Origin of the sequence: Shewanella violacea DSS12, from assembly GCF_000091325.1 — a bacterium.
Classification (GTDB): Bacteria; Pseudomonadota; Gammaproteobacteria; order Enterobacterales; family Shewanellaceae; genus Shewanella; species Shewanella violacea.
Genome location: NC_014012.1, coordinates 987,683 through 1,012,774 on the forward strand (window position 1 = coordinate 987,683; position 25,092 = coordinate 1,012,774).

Annotated in this window: 16 protein-coding genes and 1 riboswitch; of the genes, 9 read left to right on the forward strand and 7 right to left on the reverse strand. The window is 45.8% G+C overall.

Annotated elements, in window-relative coordinates; all coding sequences use genetic code 11:
- The first annotated feature begins 45 nt into the window (after positions 1 to 45).
- The 4 genes from SVI_RS04020 to SVI_RS04035 all read left to right on the forward strand — a co-directional run bounded on the left by SVI_RS04020 (position 46) and on the right by SVI_RS04035 (position 7,549).
- The gene (locus SVI_RS04020; protein ID WP_041419663.1) at positions 46 to 822 is read left to right on the forward strand and encodes an ROK family protein; all 777 of its coding nucleotides are present in this window, start codon (positions 46 to 48) and stop codon (positions 820 to 822) included.
- A gap of 474 nt (positions 823 to 1,296) precedes the next feature.
- A complete protein-coding gene (locus SVI_RS04025; protein WP_013050136.1) occupies positions 1,297 to 2,514 on the forward strand; it encodes a M24 family metallopeptidase in 1,218 nt (405 codons plus the stop codon).
- A gap of 322 nt (positions 2,515 to 2,836) precedes the next feature.
- A riboswitch (cyclic di-GMP riboswitch) is annotated at positions 2,837 to 2,956 on the forward strand.
- A gap of 146 nt (positions 2,957 to 3,102) precedes the next feature.
- Positions 3,103 to 5,694: a glycosyl hydrolase family 18 protein gene (locus SVI_RS04030; protein WP_013050138.1), complete on the forward strand. Its 2,592-nt coding sequence runs from the start codon at positions 3,103 to 3,105 to the stop codon at positions 5,692 to 5,694.
- Between the two features lie 154 nt (positions 5,695 to 5,848).
- On the forward strand, positions 5,849 to 7,549 hold the full coding sequence (locus SVI_RS04035; RefSeq protein ID WP_013050139.1) for a glycoside hydrolase family 19 protein: 1,701 nt from the start codon (positions 5,849 to 5,851) through the stop codon (positions 7,547 to 7,549).
- Positions 7,550 to 7,711: 162 nt separating this feature from the next.
- Here the strand turns inward: SVI_RS04035 and SVI_RS04040 are convergent, their stop codons facing one another.
- Entirely contained in the window at positions 7,712 to 8,182 is a 471-nt protein-coding gene (locus tag SVI_RS04040; RefSeq protein WP_013050140.1) for an FKBP-type peptidyl-prolyl cis-trans isomerase, read from the reverse strand.
- 429 nt (positions 8,183 to 8,611) lie between these two features.
- Here SVI_RS04040 and SVI_RS04045 point away from each other — a divergent pair, with 429 nt between their 5' ends.
- Positions 8,612 to 13,606 (forward strand): Ig-like domain-containing protein, encoded by a 4,995-nt coding sequence (locus tag SVI_RS04045; protein WP_157608656.1) that lies wholly within the window; start codon positions 8,612 to 8,614, stop codon positions 13,604 to 13,606.
- 58 nt (positions 13,607 to 13,664) lie between these two features.
- Here SVI_RS04045 and SVI_RS04050 read toward each other — a convergent pair whose 3' ends face one another.
- From SVI_RS04050 to SVI_RS04065, 4 genes are all read right to left on the reverse strand, one after another.
- Positions 13,665 to 14,045, reverse strand: coding sequence for a DUF1294 domain-containing protein (locus SVI_RS04050; RefSeq protein ID WP_041419664.1), 381 nt, complete (start codon positions 14,043 to 14,045; stop codon positions 13,665 to 13,667).
- A gap of 46 nt (positions 14,046 to 14,091) precedes the next feature.
- Positions 14,092 to 15,558: a hypothetical protein gene (locus SVI_RS04055; protein WP_013050143.1), complete on the reverse strand. Its 1,467-nt coding sequence runs from the start codon at positions 15,556 to 15,558 to the stop codon at positions 14,092 to 14,094.
- A gap of 148 nt (positions 15,559 to 15,706) precedes the next feature.
- Entirely contained in the window at positions 15,707 to 16,189 is a 483-nt protein-coding gene (locus SVI_RS04060; RefSeq protein WP_013050144.1) for a membrane protein, read from the reverse strand.
- Between the two features lie 265 nt (positions 16,190 to 16,454).
- Positions 16,455 to 16,931, reverse strand: a complete 477-nt coding sequence (locus SVI_RS04065) for a hotdog fold domain-containing protein (RefSeq protein ID WP_013050146.1) — start codon at positions 16,929 to 16,931, stop codon at positions 16,455 to 16,457.
- 295 nt (positions 16,932 to 17,226) lie between these two features.
- Between SVI_RS04065 and SVI_RS04070 the strand changes: the two genes are divergently transcribed.
- Positions 17,227 to 18,183, forward strand: coding sequence for a DUF368 domain-containing protein (locus tag SVI_RS04070; protein WP_013050147.1), 957 nt, complete (start codon positions 17,227 to 17,229; stop codon positions 18,181 to 18,183).
- A gap of 4 nt (positions 18,184 to 18,187) precedes the next feature.
- Positions 18,188 to 18,370 carry a hypothetical protein gene (locus SVI_RS04075; protein ID WP_013050148.1) on the forward strand — a complete coding sequence of 61 codons (183 nt, stop codon included), beginning with the start codon at positions 18,188 to 18,190 and terminating at the stop codon, positions 18,368 to 18,370.
- A 54-nt stretch (positions 18,371 to 18,424) separates the two neighbouring features.
- On the opposite strand, the gene SVI_RS04080 is transcribed toward SVI_RS04075, so the two are convergent.
- A complete protein-coding gene (locus SVI_RS04080) occupies positions 18,425 to 18,772 on the reverse strand; it encodes a DUF3634 family protein (RefSeq protein ID WP_013050149.1) in 348 nt (115 codons plus the stop codon).
- Between the two features lie 205 nt (positions 18,773 to 18,977).
- On the opposite strand from SVI_RS04080, the gene SVI_RS04085 reads away from it, so the two are divergent.
- Together SVI_RS04085 and SVI_RS04090 are read left to right on the forward strand one after the other, a co-directional pair.
- The gene (locus tag SVI_RS04085; protein WP_013050150.1) at positions 18,978 to 19,163 is read left to right on the forward strand and encodes a hypothetical protein; all 186 of its coding nucleotides are present in this window, start codon (positions 18,978 to 18,980) and stop codon (positions 19,161 to 19,163) included.
- 504 nt (positions 19,164 to 19,667) lie between these two features.
- On the forward strand, positions 19,668 to 22,337 hold the full coding sequence (locus tag SVI_RS04090; protein WP_157608657.1) for a DUF5666 domain-containing protein: 2,670 nt from the start codon (positions 19,668 to 19,670) through the stop codon (positions 22,335 to 22,337).
- 262 nt (positions 22,338 to 22,599) lie between these two features.
- Here the strand turns inward: SVI_RS04090 and SVI_RS20875 are convergent, their stop codons facing one another.
- Entirely contained in the window at positions 22,600 to 25,080 is a 2,481-nt protein-coding gene (locus SVI_RS20875) for a glycoside hydrolase family 6 protein (protein WP_013050153.1), read from the reverse strand.
- Between the last annotated feature and the right edge of the window lie 12 nt (positions 25,081 to 25,092).

A 25,092-nucleotide genomic window follows, 5' to 3' on the forward strand; every position in this document is an offset into this window, starting at 1 on the left:
CTCATATAAAATATTCAAACAATACGAGTTTCAGTGGAGCAAAAGATGCAAACGATTACGGTCGATATTGGTGGTACTAAGGCATTATTTGAGATGCATCTGGGAGACCGAGTCGAGCAGTATAAGATCCCTACCGGTGACGGCTTCGGTATTGAGAGCTTGAATAAACACTTATCTGAGCTGGAGTCAGACTATGGGCTAGTGGATTATGGACTCGCCATAGCAGTACCTGGTCTAGTAAAAAATGGTCGACTTGTATCGTGTAAGTCACTGCCTTGTTTGAATAATTTCACCCTAGATAATTTACACTCTCGGGCTAAAACAGTCTTGTTGAGTAACGATACTGATGCAGGTATGCACGCAATTTTGAATCCTAAGTATGATTGTGAGTTATTGATCATGTGTGGCACTGGGATCGGGATGGCAATATCTATCAACGGAAAAATCTTCTCCGGAGCTAGCGGTTTTGCCGGTGAGTTGGGTCATTGTAGGGTGATGACCGAATCCGGAGAGTTTAGTTTAGAGCGGCTTGCCAGCGGTGACTCAATTAGAGTCCGGGGGATCAAGAGCCAGAAAGATCTCAATCGTGCTGGTAGATACTTGGGAATGGGGATCGCTTGGGCGATTAACTTGTTTAACCCCAATCGTATCTGGCTCGCTGGTGGCATGATGAACAGTTCAGATTACTATATGGGATGCATCAGTTCTCTCAATGATTTGGCGTTAACAGCTCCGCTGTCAGAGGTTAAAATCGCCCGGGTCGATGATATGGAAACATTAGTGTGTCGTGGGTTAAAAGTATTGCTCGATCAGCAGGCTTAGTGACTCCACGAGTATTGCTTAGCTGGTATTACAGCACTTCATTTTTCAGAGGTTAAAATCGCCCGGGTCGATGATATGGAAACATTAGTGTGTCGTGGGTTAAAAGTATTGCTCGATCAGCAGGCTTAGTGACTTCATGAGTATTGCTTAGCTGGCATCACAGCACTTCATTTTTCAGAAGGTAAAATCGAGGCCTTATTTCCAGTGAGCGTGATATCGTTTTATTGCGCTTATCTCCCTGCTTTAGACAATCAATATTACTTTTTATGCCTCGTTGTTATTCTCTTTTCTCTTATTCTGAAAAAATTTCTACTGACCCTTTGTATATTTTATGCTAGAAAGTAGCTCTAATTTAAGTATCGGCTGATGGCCTCATTTAGAGGTAAGCATCAGAGCCGAACAAGACATAATCTTTGGCAAGGCATCTGGCTTTGACTCTTAGATAAAAACATAAAAATATAAAAGGGTAATCCTATGACCTTAGGTGTGGGCGGTTCGACCGCAATGCAAGAGTTGGCAAAACTGAATGATATGACCAAGGGTACTAAGCCTATCTCCAAGAGTGAGTATAGTGCGCGTATCAAGAAGGCTCAGGAGCTGATGAAGGCTCAGGGGCTAGAAGCCATCTACATCAATGCGGGCACTAACCTGTATTACTATACTGGTACTCGCTGGTATGCCAGCGAGCGTATGGTTGGCGCCATCATTCCAGCCGTTGGCGAATTGGAATATATTGCTCCGGGATTCGAAGTCGATACCCTATTAGGCTATATGGTTATCGAAGGTAAGGTGAATACTTGGCAAGAAGATGAGAGCCCTTATGCCTTGTTTGGTGAAGTGCTCAAGCAGATGAATATTGATAGCGGAAAAGTTGGTATCGATGAGTCTGCGGCCTTCTTCATCTTCGATGGTGTGCGTCAGGCACATTCCCAGTATGACTATGTCAACGCTAAACCGGTTACCGCCGGTTGTCGTATGATTAAATCAGACATTGAACTGAGTTTGTTACAACGTGCTAAAGATATGACCCTTGAGGTACATAAAGCGGCGGCTCGCATCCTGAGAGAAGGTATCACAGTCGGTGAAATTGAAGCCTTTATCAATGATGCTCACAAAGCTGTGGGTGCACCTGCAGGCTCTTACTTCTGCATAGTCTTATTCGGTGAAGACAGTGCTTATCCCCATGGGGTCAAGTCGCCTAAGGCGCTAGATCTGAATGATATTGTGCTTATCGACACAGGTTGTCAGCTGCAAGGCTATAACTCTGATATCACTCGTACCTTTGTGTTTGGTACGCCGAGTGAGCGACAACGTGAGATTTGGCAACATGAGCAAGATGCTCAGCTTGCTGCATTTGAAGCGGCTAAGATAGGCGCCCCTTGTGCCAGTGTCGATAGAGCGGCCCGTGATGTGCTTGAAACTGCAGGTTTTGGCCCAGGTTACAATGTTCCTGGTTTGCCACATAGAACCGGCCACGGTATCGGCTTAGACATTCATGAGTGGCCTTATTTGGTCCTTAACGATCAAACCCCGCTGGCTGCTGGTATGTGTTTTAGCAACGAGCCCATGTTATGCGTACCGGGCGAATTTGGTGTGCGTCATGAAGATCATTTCTACATGACAGAGCAAGGTGCGGTATGGTTTACCAAGCCAATGCATTCCATCGATGACCCGTTCGGTTATGAGGCCTGAACCATAACAAAATATTAAAATAAGCGGGTTTAGTTTCGACTAACCCCGTTTTTTTTGACTAATTCTAGCGCTAAGTCTAAGGTTAAATTTTTTAATCAAAATCCCCGTAAAACTTCTCATTTAAGCTGAAGGCTAAGTTAGGCTGATTTTTGCTATCCGTTAGTTTTCTTTGATAATGTATTATTCTCACCATGATTAATTTCTAATCAACTCTCCTATTATCAGTGCTTTGCGTTCTTGCTTAAAATTATGTTGTATTTTTGATCAAATTAAGCCTATGCTAAACAAGTGATGACAGCGTTGTCATCTGACTTTGGCTAATTTGAATAAAAGGCAAACCAATCGAAAGATTGGGACGCAAAGCCTCCGGTCTAAGGGGATAGTGTTGAGGCGGTCGTTGTCTCAGTATTATCGCAGTACCTAAGATAGCGGGGATACTTCAGGAAATCTCTTCGTGTGATGTTTGATGTGGAGCCGGGGTTGGCCGATATCACTAGCATCCATGGTTGTAAGGATAGGTTGGTATCCTGTTCACGCTTTGTTTGCCTTATTGATTATTTTAAAAATAAAAAGCAATAAGGACACCCTATGTTTAACACTAAAATCTCATCGGCCGCGCTCGTCGTGGCTAGCGTACTCGCCTCATCTGCATACGCTTCTGTCCCTGGTAAGCCTACTATCGGCTGGGGCGAAACCAATTTTTCAATTATTGAAATAGACCAAGCTGCCACCGCATACAATCAACTCGTTACCGTTAAAGACGCCGCCCAAGTGTCCGTGAACTGGAATTTGTGGTCCGGTGAGCTAGGTGATTCGGCGAAGGTGTTATTTGACGGGGTAGAGGTCTGGTCGGGCCCATCTACAGCGTCGGGCGCCGCGACATTTAGCGTCAGCCATGGGGGGCGCTATCAGATGTTGGTTGAGCTTTGTAATGCCGAAGGATGTACTCGCAGTGCTGCCAAAGAGATCATAGTCGCCGATACCGATGGGAGTCATCTATTACCGCTAGAGACTCAGCTTGGGGAAAATAACAAACCTTATGCCAACAAGTCAGGCAAGGTGGTGGGCAGCTACTTTGTCGAGTGGGGCGTGTATGGTCGTAACTTTTCCGTCGATAAGATGCCGGCACAAAACCTGACTCATATCTTGTATGGCTTCACCCCTATCTGTGGTGGGGATGGCATCAATGATAGTTTGAAGGAGATAGAAGGCAGCTTCCAGGCCTTGCAACGCGCTTGTAGTGGTCGTGAAGACTTCAAGGTAGCAATACATGATCCTTGGGCTGCTGTGCAGATGCCGCAAGCCGGTGTCAGTGAATTCTCGGACCCGTATAAGGGGAACTTTGGTCAGTTGATGGCACTCAAGCAGGCTCAACCGGATCTTAAGATCTTACCCTCAGTGGGCGGTTGGACCCTGTCTGATCCTTTCTACTTCTTCGGCGACAAGGTCAAGCGTGACCGTTTCGTGGCTTCGGTGAAAGAGTTTTTACAGACCTGGAAGTTCTTCGACGGCGTGGATATTGATTGGGAATTTCCCGGTGGTAATGGTGCAAATCCAACCCTAGGGGACCCGGCTACCGATGGTCAAACCTATGTGCTCTTGATGAAAGATCTTAGGGCCATGCTCGATGAGCTGAGTGTCGAAACCGGCAGAACCTATGAACTCACGTCTGCGATTAGTGCCGGCGCAGAGAAGATTGCCCTGGTGGATTATCACCAAGCTCAGCAGTATATGGATAACATCTTCTTGATGAGTTATGACTTCTATGGTGCCTGGTCAAACACAGAGCTTAATCATCAAGCCGCGCTTTACGCCGCGAGCTGGAAGCCTGATACCAAGAACACCACTCAAATTGGCGTGAATGCGCTGCTTGCCCAAGGGGTAACTCCTGAGAAGATAGTCGTCGGTGCCGCCATGTATGGTCGAGGTTGGACTGGCGTAAGTGGCTACCAAGGTGGCAATCCGTTCACAGGAACCGCAACGGGCAAGGTTAAGGGGACTTGGGAAGATGGCGTGGTGGATTATCGTCAAATTGCGAATGAGTATATGTCTGGTGAGTGGCAATACCACTATGATGAGGTAGCCGAGGCGCCTTATGTATTTAACGCTTCGACTGGTGATTTGATCACCTTCGATGATGCCCGCTCGGTGAAGGCTAAGGGCCAGTATGTTACGGCTAATCAGCTAGGTGGTCTGTTTGCATGGGAGATAGACTCAGACAATGGTGACATCCTCAATGCTATGCATGAGGGACTCGGCCATGGTGAGGGGACGACTCCCCCAGCGAACAAGGCGCCTATCGCCAATGCAGGTAGTGGCCAGAGTGTCACAGGTCCCAGTGACATAGTGCTCGATGGCGGCTTATCACGAGACCCAGAAGGACAAGCACTCACTTATGCCTGGAGCCAAACATCAGGCCCAGCTTTAACTTTAGTTAATGCCGATATGGCGCAAGCGAGTTTCAGCTTAAACGCAACCGATACCGAGCTTGTCTATGGTTTCTCACTCACGGTAACTGACCCTGAAGGTTTATCGGCAACGGCGACAACGAATGTGACCAATATGGCGCCTCAGGCTAACCGAGCACCTGAGGTATCTCTGGATGCAGCTGTATCGGTTGACTCAAATAAGCAGGTTAGTATTGCTGCAACAGCTAGCGACGGCGACAGCGACAGCTTAACTTACAGCTGGACAGTTCCAGCGGGCTTAACTGCGACAGGCCAGTCGAGTGATACCTTAGTTGTGACTGCGCCGGCAGTGACTCAAGACACAGTTTATACCGTGAGTGTCTTGGTATCAGATGGAGCACTGGACGCTTCGGCTCAGACAATATTGACGGTTAAGGCGCCTAGCAGTGGAGGCTGTGATGCTCAAGACCCAGATGCAGCTAATCATCCAGCATGGGAAACTGGCACTATCTATAACGGCGGCAATGTCGTGAGCCATGAATGTTTAGTCTGGAAGGCTAAATATTGGACTCAAGGTAATGAGCCAAGTGTGACGGCGGATCAATGGGCGCTGCAGAGTAATGTTGAGATGGGGTGGAATGCAGGAGTGGCTTATAACGGCGGCGAGCAGACCACACACAATGGACACACTTGGCAGGCTAAGTGGTGGACTAAAGGTGAAGAGCCCGGCGTTGCCGATGTCTGGAATGATCTGGGCGCAACAGCCAACTAATCTGCAGTACTTATCATCATGAGGGGGAGAGATCCCCCTACTTTTCCTATTCAATATACCTAAGCATCTTTAATAGTATTAAACAGAGCCATATTCAGCCTAGCGCTGGTTAGCTTGCTCTTGTGTCTATATTTAGGTGCTAAGAGAGTTTCTAATGAAACATCATCAATTAGCCATCTCTATTGTGGCTTCCGTTATGGCATTTCCCCTGCTAGCCATGGAGCCGGTACATTTCACTCAAGCCGAGATTGATGCCACAGAGGCGCAATTAACCGACTTTCCTCTGATGCGAGCCGTAAAGTCATCCATTGCGACGCGAGATAACTCAGTTGTTGAAGCTGTCTCAGTCGCTAATCCTAATAATCCGGATAATGTAAGACGTCTCGAATCTGTGTTGAGTGAAGCGCAGTTTGAGTTTCTGTTTCCCGTGCGGGCACCCGAATACACTTATCTTGGCTTGTTGCAATCCGCGGCTAAGTTTCCTGCCTTATGTGGTGAATACGCAGATGGCAGAGATAGTCTTGGCATCTGTCGTAAATCTTTGGCGACCATGTTTGCTCATTTCGCCCAGGAGACTGGGGCCCATGATAAGTGGATGACAGAGCCCCAATGGCGACAAGGTTTATATTGGGTGCGGGAAGTAGGTTGGGATGAAACTAAGCGTGGTGGTTATAATATGGAATGTAACCCTGACACATGGCAAGGACAGGAGTGGCCCTGTGGCACATTTTCCGATGGCAGCTATAAGAGTTATTTTGGCCGCGGTGCTAAGCAGCTTTCCTATAACTATAACTATGGGCCATTTTCGGATGCCATGTTTGGTGATGTTCATACCTTGCTCAATAACCCAGAACAGGTTGCCGATACCTGGTTAAACTTGGCCAGTGCTGTGTTCTTTTTCACTTACCCTCAACCACCTAAAGCCTCTATGCTGCATGTTATCGATGGTACTTGGCAGCCAAATGCCAGAGATGGGGAAAATGGTTTGAAAGCCGGATTTGGTATCACCACTCATATCATTAATGGTGGAATCGAGTGTGGCAGTGGCAGCGAAAAGCCACAGTCCGTCAATCGTATCGAATATTATCAGGCGCTGGCCCAATACATGGGGGTGCCCATCGAGGCTAATGAGGAGCTGGGCTGTAAAGATATGAAGCCTTTCGATACGCAAGGTGCCGGCGCCATGCAGATCTACTGGGAGCAAGATTGGTCCTATATTCCGGACAATCCAAATGGTGGTAAGAGTTACGCCTGTAAGCTGGTGGGTTACCAGACTCGCTACAGTGCTTTCAAGGATGGGGATTATGTACGTTGTCTACAGTATTTCTTCCCTGAGATTGTGATTGATGATTCTGGCACTCCGACGGATCCCACAGTTCCGGTCAATCAGCCGCCAAAGGCTCAGATCCAAGGTCCTTCAGAGGGGGATGCCGGCAGTGTTATTTCGCTCTCAGCAGCCCAGTCTAATGATCCCGAGGGGGGCGCTTTGAGCTACCTATGGAAATTGCCTGTGGGCGGGACGGCGACAGCCATTAATCAAGTTAATCTCGACTTGAGCTTACCTACACCGAGTAACAGTGAGAGTGTGTTTGTGATGCTCACTGTAACCGATGAGGCGGGGGCGACTTCGGTCAAGACCCATAGCGTCTTAGTTAAACTGGCTGGCGAAACTCCGCCCGATGGAGCAAGTCCCTATCAGGTTGGGCATGCTTACGCTGCAGGAGACATTGTCAGTAATGCTAGTGGTCTATATGAGTGTAAGCCTTTCCCTTATACAGCTTGGTGCGCGGGTGCAGCATGGGCATATGAGCCGGGAGTCGGTGCGGCTTGGCAAGATGCCTGGATAGCGAGATAGCTTAATCTAATCCAGAGTCTGATGTAGATTTTTTAAAAGAAAAACGCGCCGATAATAGCGCGTTTTTATTATTTCAGTACTTTCTACTTAAGTGATATCTATTTCAGTACTTTCTATTTAAGTCATGTCTATTTCTGTAGATGTACCGAGTTAGCAAGCAACTTAATCTATGCTAATAAGTTCCACATCGAAAATGAGTACCGAGCCTGCGGCTATTTTTCCTGTGCTTCTATTGCCATAGGCCAAGGTGCTTGGAACAAAGAAGCGGACCTTCTCTCCGGTTACCATCAGTTGCACGCCTTCGGTCCAACCTTTGATCACGCGGTTAAGGGGAAAGGCGATAGGTTCACCGCGTTCCACTGAGCTATCGAATACTGTGCCATCGAGCAAGGTGCCGTGATAATGGACGGTAACTGTATCGCTGGCTTTAGGATGAATCTCACCGTCTCCCTTATTCAAGACTTTATATTGAAGGCCTGATAGTGTTTCGATAACCCCTTCTTTGTCCTTGTTTTCCATAAGGAAAGTATTGCCGATTTCAATGTTTTCCTTGGCAACTTTTTGATTGTTCATCGAGGTAAAGAAGTAAAAAATCACGCCGGCAATGACGACAATGGCTAATAGCATTTTCATTAAAATGGTCTCTAGATTGAATTAAGCCAATGGTACTGATTGGCGGCTATTGGGTAAAGAAACTTTTAATCAAGATATATTTTGATTTTGGCTATACTGTGCATGGGGATTCCGGCTATGGTACACTCCGTTCTAAGCTGTTAATAATTAAGATAATAAGATGTTAAATCTCACGTCTTATTATGGGGCTGTTTCACTGGGATGATCATATCAATTAAGCCTGTAGTAGCTTGATGTAAATTAGTTGCAACATCTTGGCTGTTACAATAGCTTTAATAACATCACTAACAGTGATCTTGATTTTAAAGGGTGAGGGTTTGTGAATTGTGACCCTCGCTTAACATAACAAGCATGTGAGTTATTTATGACTCCGCTTGTTTTTCTGGATGTACGTTAAGTACTCGTAAGCTCAGATTGGAATTGATAACCATGACTAGTGCCAAATCTCTGCACCACTTTCTACTATTTTCCATACTTCTTCTACTATCGGCCTGCGGCGGCGGAGACAACGACGGTTTCCCTACTGGCGGGTGTGGTGGTGAAGGTGACCCTTGTCCAGCTTATGCGGTTGAATTAACCGTTTCTCCGCAACTGACGACCTTAGCTGTGGCAACCCATGAGCAATACTCAGCGGTCGCCCTGTACAGTGATGGTACGCGAGCGGATGTCACCGCAGATGTTATCTGGTCGAGCAGTGCTGTGGATATAGCAACAATCGCTGCCGGAGGACTTGCAGATGCAAACGTTCCAGGTACGACAAGCATCCTAGCGACAATCCCGGCGAGTCAGCAGGGGCCTGAAGTTAGTGACACAGGTACGCTTCATGTGACAGATGCTGCTTTGATGTCACTGACCATAGAGCCTGGGCAAGCGGAGACCTTAGTTGGATTAACTCAAGCCTTTAAGACCGTCGCCCTGTTTGCAGATTCCCATAAACAAGATGTGACCAGCTATACCGATTGGAGTATATCTGAGCCTGGGATAGCTTCTATTAGCAATGACTCTGCTAGTTTAGGTGTGGCGACAGGTATGGCTCCTGGAGTGACTCAAGTTGTTGGCACTTATGCTGGAATGAATGCTGAAGCATCACTAGTCGTGCTCGATTCTGCTGTTGATAGACTCATTATCAGTCCTAAAGATCTCTCTTTTCCGGTTGGAACAAGTGAGCAATATCGAGCAGATCTTATTTTTGAAAATGGGCTGAGTTTAGATGTTACCTCTCAGTCTACATGGCAAAGCAGTAATGCTAGCGTGGCGAGTATTAATGCTGATGCGCGTTTAACAGGATTGAACATGGGTGTCACTCAGGTGTCTGCCAGTTTAAATTTTGCTGACGTGCACTTGTCGGATTCTACATCTGCAACACTAAATGGCAGTGTTATCACTCAGCTTGTCGTTAGTCCTGATAGCCTAGTTAAACCCGTTGGTACACAAGGTGATTACACTGCAACGGCTTACTACTCAGATGGTAGCACCACAGATGTAACTCATGATGCAATTTGGTCGGTAGATGATAAAACCATTGCCGTGATTGTTGAGTCTGGTGAAATGGGCGGGCATGCTACTGCACTTTCTCCGGGCAATGTAATGATAAAAGCCGAGTTTAATGGCATGTCAGGAACTGGGAGTGGTGTAGTCACAGATGCGGTTATTGAAACAATAGAGATATCGCCACTAGACTTTGTGACACCTGCAGGATCACAAGTAAATTATACAGCAAGGGCGAGATTTTCAGATGCTAGTGTCCACGACATAACCTTGCTTGGTTATTGGCAGAGTAGTGAAGAGTCGATAGCTAACATAGGCATTAATGGAGCCGCTGATACTGTCTCACCAGGTGTTACAGAAATAAGCATTAACTATATGGGGCTGACTCAGGCCACCAGTTTAACCGTGACAGATGCTGCTCTGTCTGGTTTACAAGTGACACCTAAAAACTTGAAAAAGCCGAAGGGAACTCAGGGGCAATATCAAGCTATAGCAAATTATACCGATGGCCATACTCAAGATGTTACTTCAATTGCAACCTGGATCTCTGTCGAGCCAAGCATAGTCAGTGTGATCACTTCCGGAGCGGACGCAGGTTATGCGATTGCTAATTCAGTAGGTGCAACGCAAATTCAAGTAAGCTATGCCGGTTTTAAGGCTCTAGTTGGAAATGTGCTTGCCTCAAATCAAAATGTGGCAGCCAGTGGTAGCTTAGATTCTGCATCGGACTCGACTTCTGCGACCGTCACTGATGCAGTTCTTGAAAAACTGATCATTTCTCCCTTAACGGCTTCGATATCGGCTGGACATAACCAAGAATATAATTTAACCGGAATCTTCTCTGACGGCAGTAGCAAAGTGGTTACAGACTTCGCTGATTGGCAAGTCGAAAACCCAAGTATTGCCAATATTGACGCTAATGGTAATGCCCTAGGACTTGTTGCTGGCTCGACTAAGGTGCTGGCGTTATACCTTGGCCTTCAAGTCAAAGCTGACTTGATAGTGACTGACGCCGTGATTGAAAGCTTACAAGTGACTCCGGTGCAGAATAAACTGCCTAATGGTCAGAAGCAGCAACTCAAAGCGACTGCCTATTACTCTGATGGTCACTCAAGTGATGTGACTCCATTAGCGACTTGGTCATCTGATGACTCGAGTATCGTTGAAGTTGTGTCTCTAGGCACAGATGCAGGCTCTGCTCATGCTTTGAGCGTAGGCGATGCCAAGATCACTGCGAATTTTGATGCTATGGAATCAAGCGCTACGTTCGTGGTCACAGATGCTATTTTGGACTCAGTGTCGCTTTCTCCTGTTACATCATCTGTAGCGGCTGGTAATACCCAAGAATATCAATTTATTGGCATATTTTCCGATGGCAGTAACCAGAATCTGACTAAGGTTTCTAGCTGGCAATCGAGCGAAGGCTCTGTGGCCAGTGTAGGCAGATTCGGACAAGCACAAACTTATATTAAGGGCTCGACTCAGATTAAGGCCAGTTACATAGGCTTTAGCGCAACGGCGACGCTAGATGTGACTGATGCAAGCCTTACCAGTCTCCAAGTGACCCCAGCCAATGAATCCGTGCCATTAGGAACGACTGGCCAGTATGTGGCCACGGCATTCTACTCAGATGGTCATAGCAGTGATGTCACTCAATTGGCGACCTGGTTAGCCGCCGATGACTCGATAGTGAATATTATCGCAACGGGGAAAACAGGCGGTTTTGCCGAGGCGATTGGGGTGGGTACAAGCCAAATTCAAGCCAGCTTTGAGACGCAAACTAATACCGTCGATGTGTCAGTCACCGAGGCTATATTAGAGAAGTTTGTAGTGAGCCCTGTGACAGCGACAGTAGCGGCTGGCTTAACTAAAGACTTCGAAGCTAGCGGTATCTTCTCCGATGGTACGAGCAAAGATTTAACCGCAACGTCTGATTGGCAGAGTTCAGAGGCTAGCATTGCGACGTTAGACAGTATGGGCGTTGCCACTAGCTATATTCCAGGCGAAGTGACTGTGACGGCCAAATATACTGGCTTTAGTGCTAGTGCAACACTAACCGTCACCGGTGCCGCGTTAAGCTCAATTGAAGTGACACCAGCTAATGTCAAAGTGCCAGTCGGGACAGAGGGGCAGTTTGAAGCTTGGGCACTTTATACCGACAGCCACTCAGAAGACATTACTAAGGTCGCCAGCTGGACAAGTTTAAATGATGATATTGTCCATATAGAAACCGGTATTACCAATGGCGGTTTTGCTAGTGCACTCTTGCTTGGAACCACACAAGTTGAGGCGCAATTTAACGGCATGAAAGCGACGGCCAATGTTGAAGTTACCGATGCTGAAGCACTCGAACTGACAATTTCACCTGAAAATAAGACGGTGGCCATAGGCTTGAGCCAAGCTTATCAAGCATTCGCTCGTTTCTCCGATGGCACCAGTAAAGAGGTGACCTTAGATTCTAGTTGGCAGAGCTCGAATCTGAATGCAGCCACTATAGACATGGATGGACTGGCACAAACTACCATTAGTGGTAAAACGATTATTAAGGCTACATATAAAGGCTTAACTGCAGAAACTAACCTCATTGTTGGTGAATCTGAATTGCTGGAAATTCAGGTGACACCGGCTACGTCTGAAGTGAACATCAATGAGATCCAAGATTATATTGTCACAGCAATTTATAGTGATGGCTATGTGTCAGTTCTCACCAACAGTGCTGTCTGGACAATAGGCGATGACACTATAGCCCATGTGGTCACTGATGGGCTAACTGGGGGGCAGGTAACTGGGATTGCGCACGGGGTGACTAGTGTCACGGCGACAGTAAAAGGTAAAACAGATACTGCGGAGGTGGTAGTCACTGATGTCGAGTATTTAGGTGTGGATGTTGAGCCTGCCGATGGCCGTGTGGCTGTTAATAATAAAGTTCAAATGCAAGCGCTTGCAGCTTATAGAGATAGCATAGGCACAATCACCCACAAGGATGTCACGGATCAGAGTATTTGGCGTCAGGAAAAGAGAGACATAGTGTCTATTAATCCCGAAACTGGCTTGCTAACTGGCTTAAAAGTGGGAGTTTCTGCTGTTTATGCCACTTATCAGGGCGTCCTAGGCGAAGGTAGCATGCATGTTATTGCCGATGAGGTTGTCAGCTTAACAGTGTTTCCTGATAACTTGGATATCCCAGTAGGTACTAAGGGACGTTATAAAGCTATGGCTGAAATGGCTGACTTTACGGAACTCGATGTGACCGATGATGCGACTTGGTCATCGAGCGAACCCGATGTTATCCATTTAGTGACGACTGGTTCAGACGGCGGCACGGGAACGGCTAATGGGGTTGGTACTAGCAGTATCAAGGCTGAATATGAAGGCACTAGCGATTCTGTTACTACTATGGTGACACCGGCAGTCCTCGATAGGATCGAAATAACCCCGGAAATAGAGGTCATTTATCAGCAGACTTCGGCTTATTTTAAGGCTACAGCCTACTTTTCCGATAACACTGAGCATGATGTCACCTTAGATGCTAACTGGAAGAGTGACTCCCCAAGTAGCATCAGTATACAAACGGGAAATAAACGTGCTGGTGAGGTTGTGGGGTATGGAGATGGAGCATCAGCGACCATTAGTGTGATGTATGAAGGTAAGAGTGATGATCGTTTATTAACGGTAAAAGCAAACACACTCCTTGCTCTAGAGGTTAAGCCTGCGGATATAAGTCTAGCAGTAGGTAAGGGGCAGGAAGTTGAAGTCTTGGCCCATTTTGCCGATGGAACATCAGCGGATTATGCCAACTTCGTGAGTTGGGCGAGTAGTAACCCGAGTGTGGCTACTGGTTTTCATAATGAAATAGATGGACATGCTGTAGGTAGTGCAGTGGTTACTGCAACTTACGAAGGTAAGTCTAGCTCGGCCAATGTCATGGTGAACTAGTCTCAAGTCACTTATCTTAAATGATATAAAATAGGCGCCTAGAGCGCCTTTTTCATGTCTAAAATATAGGTAGGAATGCTTGTCCTTGAGGGGAAATCATCCAGAATAATCCGGCACTATTTAGCGTGATCATACCCCAGAGACAGACTCTAAAGCTTAACTTCTGAGATTTGTGCCTTAAGTATTGCTGTGCCATCAATGCCCCAGGCCAACCGCAACTAAGGGCCAGTAGTTGTAATGTACTCTCCTTGGTTCGCCATCGTCCTTCTCGGGCGGCAGACTTATCTCTGGCATAGGCGATAAAAGTAATGACACTGACGACGAGATAGATAAACAATACGGCCAGCGGAAGCCTTTCAAAAAAGACACTAACTGCAACAAGCGCCAGGAAAGATAAGGCGATAATCTTAGCTGCGCCTGTTTGTGTTTTTCGGGTCATGGATCTCTTGCTCATGGGGAAGGGTCTAAAAAAGAGAGTGAGTGTATCAGAAATACTCAATTTCCAGTTCATAGATCTCTGAGTTTTCCTCATCTGACTCGTATTTTGCCAGTAGAAAAAAATCATCTCGATAAAGGTCAACCATATCGAAATTATCACTGGCGTCCTTGTACTGCTTGAGTAGTGATTGTTTATCCGTAGGCAAACCTAGCTGTTTTATAGATTGAAAAAATTGAGCTTGTGTATTCTCTTGCTTTTGTACTGCAGCAAACACTGAAGGTGACACTCTTATTTTGCTTAGTTGGTTATTCTTATATTGAACCTGAAGATGATCACCTATCAACCACCAAACTCCTGAACCTGAAATATTCAATCGACTCATTTGAGGATATATATTCTGTAACTGGCTTAACGTGGGGTTGTTGGCTTGGGGGAAACTAAGGAGTGAGAATAGTGCGCTGAGCTGTGAGGCTGTTGGAATATGAGTAACATCATTTTTCTTGCTAACCCCATTGTTTGATCTTGGGTACAGCTGATATTCAGTTAATAGATATACAGGCTCTGCTTTTCTTTTGGGATGAAATTTCTCGAAAGATAATTGCAGCTGAGTGGTTTGGTTCGAGATATTTAATAAGCTGCCACCGGCTAATTCTTTAGCTTGAGGGAGCTGAATTATGGCATCACTTAGATTTGTTTTTTGTGGTACCTCGCCATTAACACGCCAGCTAATATCATCGAAGCCTTCTCTAGGTTCGATAAGGTTTTTACCATAAGCAGTTAAGAGAGGTGTACTGCTATTAATTTTAATTAAGCTGTTGTTTGTAAAAACAAACCAAAGGCTTCTGCCATATCCCCATGCAGTATTATTACTCTCTAAATTAATTTCAATACTAGGAGGGCCAAGTCTATTTCTGACTTGGGTGGTCATCATGCCTAACTCTATACCGTAAGCACCGCTTTCTAGTGAGATATAGGGGGCGGGAACAAGTATTTTTTTGGCTAAGCCAGCCGGTGAGCGATCTTCCGGTAAAGAAATTGTGTAGGAATAACCGAAACTGTGCATCTTGTAGCCTTGGGAGTTAAATGCAGTTCTTTGTTTGGTAAGGCTCTTATCATGGAGGCAGAGTTTATAAAGGTCGGCTTTTAGATTTGTAGTCAGTCTGGTGTTAGCTTTTTTATATTTGGTTCTAAAGTTCGTATTATTAACTGAGAGCTGCTTAGTGCTGTGCATTATATGATTGACGTCAGTTAAGCTGATGGCATCGGCTCCTTGCTGAGTGGCTTGAATTCTCAGTGTTTGTAGTGCTTGTTTAAAAGCCTCGCGCTCCTCAAAAGCACCTGTACCCACATAATCCTGTTCTGAAATTTGGATTGATAAGGGCTCTAAGGTTTCGATTATACATTTTGGTTGATAATCTAGAATATTGGCCAGTTTCTCTGTTTGGGCAAATGTGGGGTTGGAAATGCAAGTAAATGTAGCTAAAGATAAGAGATAAGACTTGTATATGTTCACTGGTTTAGCATCCTTGAGGCCATTGAATTAAACCAGTCTTGACTAGATATGTGACTGAGTCAATAGCCTATAAAATATGCTGTCAGTATCTTAAGGTATTTAAGATTCAACTTTTAATGATTTCGTGGAGCAAGTTAACAACTTGCTATTAAAAAGCATAGCCATGAGATCCTGCCACTGCTCCAGCTACGGCGATTAAGCTTAATGATAAGAGAAAAATATGCATCTTATGTATTAGATTAAAGGTCTTTTCACTATCTATTACTGCCTGCTCATGGAACCATTTGTGCAGGAATAGGGGCTCGAATACAAAAAGTACTAAGGTGAACATAAGCCAGACCAGCGTCATCAGATGCATCCACCAAAACTGCGGGTGTAGATAGCGATCCCAGCCATTGATGATATCCAGCATCACATAGCCTGAGATGCCGGTGGCTAAAGTGACAAACTTAGCCTGAAATGAAAACTTGCTCTCTAACTGCTCAAATAGTTCGAGCCGCTCCTGAGGTGATGCGATTTGTTTCACCGCTGGGATCAGTATTGTGGTGACAAATGCCACCCCACCTATCCATAAAACAACCCCTAAAACATGGACTGCACGGGCGATAACGAAATAATCATATTCTTCCATAAAGAGACTTTCCCACTAGATAAAGCCATTAATATGCATATAGAATACTTGTTAACAAGTTATGGTTCTGTGGTGTGAATCAAGATTTACGGCTTTTTTTGATTAACTCAGTGTGATTATTTATCAAGGGATAAGGTATCTTTACGACAATATCAGCCCCCATGATGAGTCGTGTATGATTGCCGCCAGAGCCAGTATTAACCAGCTCTGGTGGCAATCATAAGGTCATGGAGGTTCGTTTGATCAAACCTGAGGCCTTATCTGCTTATCTCGGTGGCTTAGCCGAAATCCACAGTTTAATGTGTCCCTGGACGACTATGATGTCGTTTTCATCATAGGCTGTAACTGGAACCAGTAGGTCTCCCTCTACCCATTGCTCAGATTTCACTTCGGCGACACAGCGGATGTCACTACCAGCCTTAGCCGTGTAGTCTAAGCTCATTCCTTTAGGTATCCATCTTAAGTGATGTGGGATAGAGGCTTCAGCCATCACCCCCATGGCCATCTCTAGACCATTACAGATGGCGATGACATGAACCGTCTTAATATGATTATGTACCGCATTACGTTTCTTGATGAGGCATTCACAGTAATGAGGTCTGAGGTTAGTGATCAGAGGCTTGATGGTACCGAAGTAGGGGGCCATACGGGATACCATGACCGAGAATATCTTGTTGCCGAAGGGAAAGCGGGTGACCTTGTTGTAGAGGGCCATCACCTTAGTGGGTCTTTGTTGTGTCATCTTTATCTGGCCTTTTAGTTATTTAAAGTTGGAGTATTGACCCCTGGTCGGATGAGTTTAGATTATATGGGTAACAAAAAATTAACAAGCTGATTTTAGTCAGTGTTGGCTTGAACTAAGGAAAACAGCCTCTTCAGGGGAATAAAATTTCTTCTGCCGATTAATTTAGCCTAAATAAAACAAAGTTCATTTCCCTTTAGCAGATCATGAAACGTATAATCCCTCGGCAGAAAAACTTATACCTATAGATATTACATATAGAACAAGACTATTTAACTAAATTTAAGGCTGAAAATTGAAATACCTGCTTATCTACTTAAAAGGCATGGCTATGGGCGCTGCCGATGTGGTTCCTGGCGTTTCCGGTGGAACCATAGCTTTTATCACAGGTATTCTCGATACCTTGCTAGACAGTATTCGCCGTATCAATCCAAGTTTAATTAAGGTGGTGCGGGAGCAAGGCGTTAAAGGTGCATTTAATCATGTCAACGGACCTTTCCTTGTGTGTGTGTTCGGTGGAATATTAACCAGCATCTTCAGCCTGTCTAAGTTGATCTCCTATCTTCTGGTGGCTCATCCTATACCTGTGTGGTCCTTCTTCTTCGGCCTTATCTTGATCTCGGTAGTGCACATGCTCAAGCAGGTAAAAGGCTGCTCTGTGATACGAGTAGCGCTATTCGCCTTAGGCATTCTATTTGCCTGGGGGATCACCATGCTTAACCCTATCTCGCTGGAGATGAGCTACCTTAATATATTCATAGGTGGCAGCATTGCCATCTGTGCCATGTTACTTCCTGGGATCTCGGGCAGCTTCATCTTGTTGTTATTAGGCCTGTATCCATCGGTATTGGCCGCGGCTAAAAACTTAGATATTGCCGTGCTTGCTGTCTTTGCCACTGGATGTATTTTCGGGCTACTCACATTTAGTCATCTTCTGTCTGCACTGCTTCGCAAGTTTCACGATGCCACCCTTATCTTCTTAACGGGCTTGATGTTGGGGACTCTGGGCAAGATCTGGCCCTGGAAAGAGGTGCTTACCTGGCGTGAAAATTCTGCCGGAGAACAGGTTCCTCTGTTGGAGCAGAACCTCTCACCTATGCATTTTGAGCAAGTAACCGGACAAGGGGCGCATATTTCTTGGGCTGTAGCAGCCTTGATTGCAGGTATATTACTCGTATGGGGAATGGAGAAAGTTGCTAAGCGAAATGTCGGTTCTGACACAGATAAGCCCAAGCTTAATAAAGAGATCTAATCTAATGAAGCGAGTAGTTATTATCACGGCTCTGTTGGGCATTTCAGCTTGCGCAACTAATATCGATTTCGACAGCGATGACAGTGCAATGCAAGATACTGTGGAAGCTATGCAAGATCCTATGATCAAAAATAATCAACATATGATTGAGGATGCCAGAAGAGACGGCAGGATGGAGCGCGATTAGCCGAGAAACTTGAAGCTGGTAGACAGATCCTAATAGGATCTGTCCTAGGACTTATTAACCAGCTTGGCGGCTATTGTCGACCGGTTTCTTATCATAGTATTCGAAAGGGAACAGGTTTCTAATTTTTTGTGTGTTAGCTTGGTTCACATTGGCCGAAATATGTAGTCTAACTGCACCAGATAGCTTTTCACATCTGACAGCACAGGTGAGCTTTTGGGATTTAGCTAAGGCTCGACAGTCTTTCTGAAACTTCTCAGGGATTTTTCCCTTATGAGATTTAAGTCTTCCATCTTTAAAGTGCATCTCGAAGATAGTCAGCCCTTTCTTGCCGCTAAAGATGAGCTTATAAGCGAGAAAAATCGCTATTGCTATAAATAGCACTTTCAATATTGTAGGTGTCATCTCGTCATCCTGTCCTAATTAGTCGCATAACTTTAAATAACAATACTCTTGTGACTGATGTTTTAAAAGTGCTCTAGTGCAGTCTTCTTATAAGCTTGTTGTTTTTATGTAGCGCAAATTGGAGTATTTGGTAAATTCTCTTGTCATGTGACCTTGATGGGCTATTATTAACGCTTAAGGACAGCAGTCAATCAAGGATGGTCATATGTTTTTATCTAATGCACAGCGCTGGGCTCAGATCTGTGAGCGTCAAGCCGAGATCATAGAGAATCTCTCCAGTACATTTCCCGAACGTAAAGAATTTCACAGTGATATAGGCATCAACTGGCGTCGTTTAGGCGAACAGGTGAGTAGGGGGGAATCCTTGGGTACTTTGGATAATCTCAAATAAGTGAATTCTCTAGACTCCACATCTATATTAGATAAGTTATTTTGATAGACTAAAAACCGCCTGATTGGCGGTTTTTTGTTGTCTTGCCTAAAGACCATGACAATGACCGTGACTAATACCAAGCGGTATAGATCTGGACCCCAAACAGGTCTGATTTTAGACTGCTAATCTCCTTCCTCAGCCCCACTTAAGTTAATCATCAATCAGATGAAAATGATATTTATTATCAGAATCGTTTGCGTTTGTTGTTTTTTATATCCTGTTCTAGTTAAGTAATTTAGTTTAAGTATCTATCAAGTACAGACTTATTAGTTGTGTGTATATTTTATACTTATTGTTCATTTTGTTTTCTGTTAATGGATTGTGACTTGCTTAGACTCACTCTTGCCCATCTGGTCGCTTAAATGTTGATGGGCAGTAAATGTTAGATGTGAAGGGGCCATGATTTTTGTGGCCACCATAATTTATATCACCTGCCGAAAGAGCAGACATTTGGAGTATATTTTGAATAATAAAAATAAGTTTATCCCTACCATCGCCCTGGCGAGCATCTTTTTAACCGCTTGTGGATCAGACTCGAGTAACGAGTCCACGGCAAACAGCCAACTCAATTTAACCATAAGCGGACTCCCCGTTAATGCCCTGGCTCAAGTGGAGGTCACAGGGCCTAATAATTACCGAACCAGCCTAACCGCTACAAGTACCCTTAAGGATCTCGTACCCGGAACCTATGAGGTGAGCGCAGCAGAGGTGATAGTCGCAGGCTCACCCTTCAGGACCGCCTCAGTATCTAGCTCATTCTCTCTGGTCGCCGGAGAGAGCGCCGCGAAAACCTTAATTTATGGGGCTCCTCAGCTCAGTATTGGTGCCATAAGCGGCTTTGGCAGCGTTTATGTCAATGGTGTTAGATATGCAACAGATGACACTGAATTTAGCCATAACGGCGCAGCAGATAGCTCTGAGTCCCTATTGAGTGTCGGTAAGATAGTCAAGGTTCAAGCCCTAGTTCCAGTAGGGGGGGATGCTATTGCCATAGGGGTGAGCTACTCGGCCGATGTGATTGGTGAGATTCAATCAATAGATTTGGCCAAGGGGGTTATTCGGGTCTTAGGCCAAAGCTATTTTATCAATGAGCTTACTCAATTTGAAAATCTTACCTTCGACCAGCTAACAGTCGGCCAAGGCATCGAGATCAGTGCCATCAGAGATGAGTCAGGTCAATATATGGCAAGCCATGTGGAGCTAACTGACTCCTTAGTAAGTTGGCAGATCTTGGGTGTGGTCACTAATCTGAATCTTGATACTAAAGTATTTAACTTAGGTTCCCTTATTGTCGACTACTCCGGGGTTGAGCTCGATGGTGAGTTTAAGAACGGCTCCCATGTAGAGGTAAGCTCAGCCACAGGTATGGAAGCCGATAGCTTAGTTGCGGACGCTATCGAGATTCAGGAGATGGAACTCCCTGGCGCGAGATTGGCACTAGAAGGCATTGTCAGTGAGCTCAATGGCAATGAGTTTACTGTCGATGGTCGCCTGTTTAGCCTTAACAGCGATACAGAATTTACCCAAGGGAAAAGAGAAGATCTACACAGCGGAGTCGCAGTTAGCCTGTTAGCCGATATTATTGAGGGTGCGAGTCCTGTATTGGAGATCAGAATCGAGTTGCTTAACGAGATGGAGATCCAAGGGCAAGTCGAGTCACTGAATGCAGAAGGTTTTACGCTTGCTGGCATCGAGTTTCTTGTGGATGAGTTTACTCGTTATGAGGATGATTCAGACTTGGACATCAGAAAATTCTCCCTGGCGGATATCACCGTGGGGGATCGACTTGAGATCCAGGCATTCGAGAATGAAGCAGGCTTGGTCTGTCGTGAAATCGAACGTGAAAATGCCAACGAGGCCGACATAGTAGAGCTAGATGGTGCTGTAGACGCTATCGAGTCGCCGACATTTTCAATGAAAGGCCTGACAGTACGGACCAGTGCCTTAACACAGTTTGAAGATGCGTCGGGCAATGTCATAGGTCAGGACGAATTTTTTGCGGCTTTAATGGTTATGGACCAAGTCGAAGTGGAGGGCACAGTCATTAACGGCGAGCTGGTGGCGCTGGACGTTGAGATGGAGTCAGAAGATGATAATGCGGTTGAACTCTCGGGCAAGATAGATAGCCTGGATTCGGCTCAGTCATTCACTGTCAATGGTCATAAGGTGATAACCAATGGTAATACTCGTTTTGAAGATGGTATAGAGGCCAACCTAAGCTTGGATGTTGTCGTCGAGATTGAAGGGAGTCAGGCTGATGATGGCACCATTTTAGCTGATAAAATTGAGTTCAGTGAACTCGATGACCATGAGATTGATCTCCAGGGCGTGATTGCAAGCTTAGGCGAGATGAATTTCGATCTTGGCGGCCTGAGTATCAGTTTCGATCTTGATACTGAATTCGAGTACGGACAAGCATCGGATCTGGCTCTGGGACGATACTTGATAGTCGAAGCCCAGTTACAAGAGGATGGCTCACTGCTGGCTCGGGATATCGAATTCGATGATGAGGGTCAGTTGGAGATTGAAGGCTCGGTTGATGGCTTCAATTCGGTGACAGATTTTGTCGTCAATGGGCTTAAAGTGACCACCACTGCCGCTACTCAATTTGAAAATGGTACTCAAGATTCCTTGGCTAATGGCAAGCGTATCGAGGTCGAAGGCCTGCTGGAAGGCACTAGTCTGCTTGTGGCTCAGGTAATCGAGTTTCAGGGGCCACAGGAGCGGGAGCTTGAGGGCAGTATTGAGCAGTTTGTCAGTGCCTCTGAGTTTACCTTAGCCGGCGAAGCCATCATCACAGATAGCTTCACTCAATATGATAAGGGGAGAGCGAGTGATCTGGCGGCCGGGGTAAAGGTTAAGATCCAGGGATATCTCAACGAGTCCGGCGTTATTTTGGCCGAGGAGTTGGAGTTTATCCATAGTCAGCAGCTACAGGTGTCCGGCGCCATAGACAGTTTTGTCTCTACACTGGAGTTTAGTGTCGATGGTCAGGCGGTACTCACGGACGAGACGACCGAGTTTACCGGCGATATAAAAATCGCGTTATCAGCGGGTTTGAAGGTGAACGTGGAAGGTTATTTACAGGAAGGCAATATCCTGCTTGCCACTATAGTCAGTGCTGTAGAGTAAATTTATCGCATCTTAGATGAGCTAACAAAAGGCTGCTAACGTGGCCTTTTTTATTAGAGAGTCTATGATTTTTAATCAGAACGCCAAAGGTACACACTTACTCAGCGAGGACATATCATCATATACAATCATGTGGTTAACTCAGTATTTCCGGGTGTGATATAAAATATGGCGAAGAAGACTCCGCCATATTTAGTGCTAATCATCATACTCGACACAAACCTGATATTGCGATGAAGACCTGATTTGAGTCTGTTTCAGATTAATCGAAACGTAATTCAAGCGTTGTGGCGCCATCGATTCGCATCAGTGTCACTTTCTCGACTCCGACGAGTCCCAGGCTTTTAAAATGCCCGGAGACAGGAGTCGTAGTGCCGTCATAAGTTAGCTCGACATTAAATGGTCCGTCGGTATTCTCCACATAAAGATTGCGGGGGATTGGCTGAGAAAACAGGACATGAATAGGTGCTTCACAGCCTAAATCAACCAAGTTACGTGTACCCATTTCAGAGATAACCAAGGGATTACTAGCATCTAGCCCTGGACAGTCATCACGCGGTGGTGGCGGTGGTGGCGGTGGACCAGCAGGATCCTTCACATCCGGATAAGCGTTAGCCAGTAAGACCGCAAATTGCTCAGGGAACCAACGTCCAGCATGGGGCGCGTTAGCCATAGAGCCTGTCTTATAAGCCGCATTGTAATGGCTATTGGCTTCAGGATCACACATACCGTCATGCCTTTTAGCCGGGTCGTTAGGATCTGGAGTGAAGTTGGGATCTGAGATGCCATCAGATTCTCCAGGAGGCTTGACCCAGACGAAGGCGTCAATACCTACATAGGGATCAGCCCAAGGCTTGAAGCCAACGCCACCGGCCTGATTACACCAGTTACCACGGTGGAAACGTCTATCGACACGTGATGCATCAACATACACGTCAATATCATCGGCTTGGCTTACCTCTGTAGGACGAGCGGCTCCACCCCAACCGTTACGGCTAGTGTCGATCAACATGCCCAAGGATTCAGGAGCGCCCAAGGCTATCATGGCCTCACGCCAATCTTGTACATAAGATTTCTCTTCGAAGTAATCGTTCCATTCGAAGAAATCTGCAGAACGGATTGGCATACCACCGACCGAAAGTTGTGGATCGGGAAGGTATGGCTCAACCACAGGAGTATAGTTGGCTGAATTTGAGATAAAGCCATCTAGGTTATCCCAACCGCCATCTGTACTGGTGATCACATCGGCAACGAGATCAATCGCAGTACCGAAGTTGCTCGACCAACCTAACCAGCCTGAATGGGCGATATCTAGGTAAGTATAGACATTAGGGATCCCGCCTAACTCGTTTAGGGTATGGCGAATACCATCGCGGTAACCATCTGGACCGTCGGCTTCTGCACAATCGGCAATACCAAGGTTAGTCACTAGGTTAGGCAATGAATCAACTTCGATAATGGTTACAATGCGCAGTGATGCGTATTTAGGATCCGAAATTATATCGACGATAGGACCTATGTACTCTTCCTTGTATCTTTGCATACCATTTTCAGAAATGCGCAATTCACCGTTAGAAGCCAGTGCTGCACAATCTCGGTTTGGCAGGTCATAGACGACAAACATAAACATACCAGCATTTTGTGCCAATGCCTCGTCTAGGTGGCCTCTTAAGCCAATACCATCTGTGATTGCACCAATTCTATCCATCCACACAGCTGTGCTGACGTTAGCGATGGCTTCTCCGCCTGGCTCTGCCGCCGCTTTGGCTGCCCAAACTGAATCGACATAGTGAGATACGCCGCTAAATGGGTTTTCGACGTGAAGAATTTCATCACCCACGTGTATGCTCAGCACTGTCGTATCTGACAGTTCACCGTCTGATACCGTAAGGTTGACCTGATAATCGCCATTGGCGACGAAGGTGTGCTCAGGTGATGCCAAGCTTGATGTTGTGCCGTCACCAAAGTCCCATTCATAGGTGAGATCATCATTATCGACATCACTGGATGCGGTAGCATCGAAAGTAGTGGCCAAAGGTGCCTTACCTGAAGGAGTACTGACGGTAGCTGTAGCAACCGGAGCATGATTTCCCAGTACTTCGATGGCTATGGTTTTTGATGAACTAGAATTGCCATCACTGACAGTGACTGTGGCACTATGGCTGCCAACGCTAGTAAAGCTGTGAGATACCATATCTCCCGTGGCACTAGTGCCGTCACTGAAGCTCCAAGAGAATGTTAACTCATTATAGTCGTTATCAGCATCTGTAGATTGAGTGGCATCTAAGGTCACGATAAGAGGCGCTTCACCTTGAGTTAAATCTGCTGTGGCGACTGCAAGGGGGGCTGAATTTGCAGGGGTACAGATATCACCTTGAAGTAATGGGATCTCTGCATCTTCACCATTTTTGGTTCCTTGGAAGCCAAATTCAACATTGCCTCCGGCTGGGACATTGTTATTCCAACCACTGCCTGCTGCACTGTAAGGATTATTACCCGTTAAGCTGACGTTCCAGCTGCTGCTGATGCGGTTCGCTCCTGCATAATCCCAAGTGAGTTGCCAAGCTTGAATGTCATCAGGACCATCGTTAGTTATACTGACTTTTGCAACAAAACCGGTGTTCCATTCGTTATCGATTGAGTATTCGCATACCGCTGCGTAACCCGAGGCCATGTTCAACCCCATTAAACCTATTCCGACGGACAAACCGCGCATTGCCTGCGACAGTTTAGTTCTTTTCATAATGCTATCCTT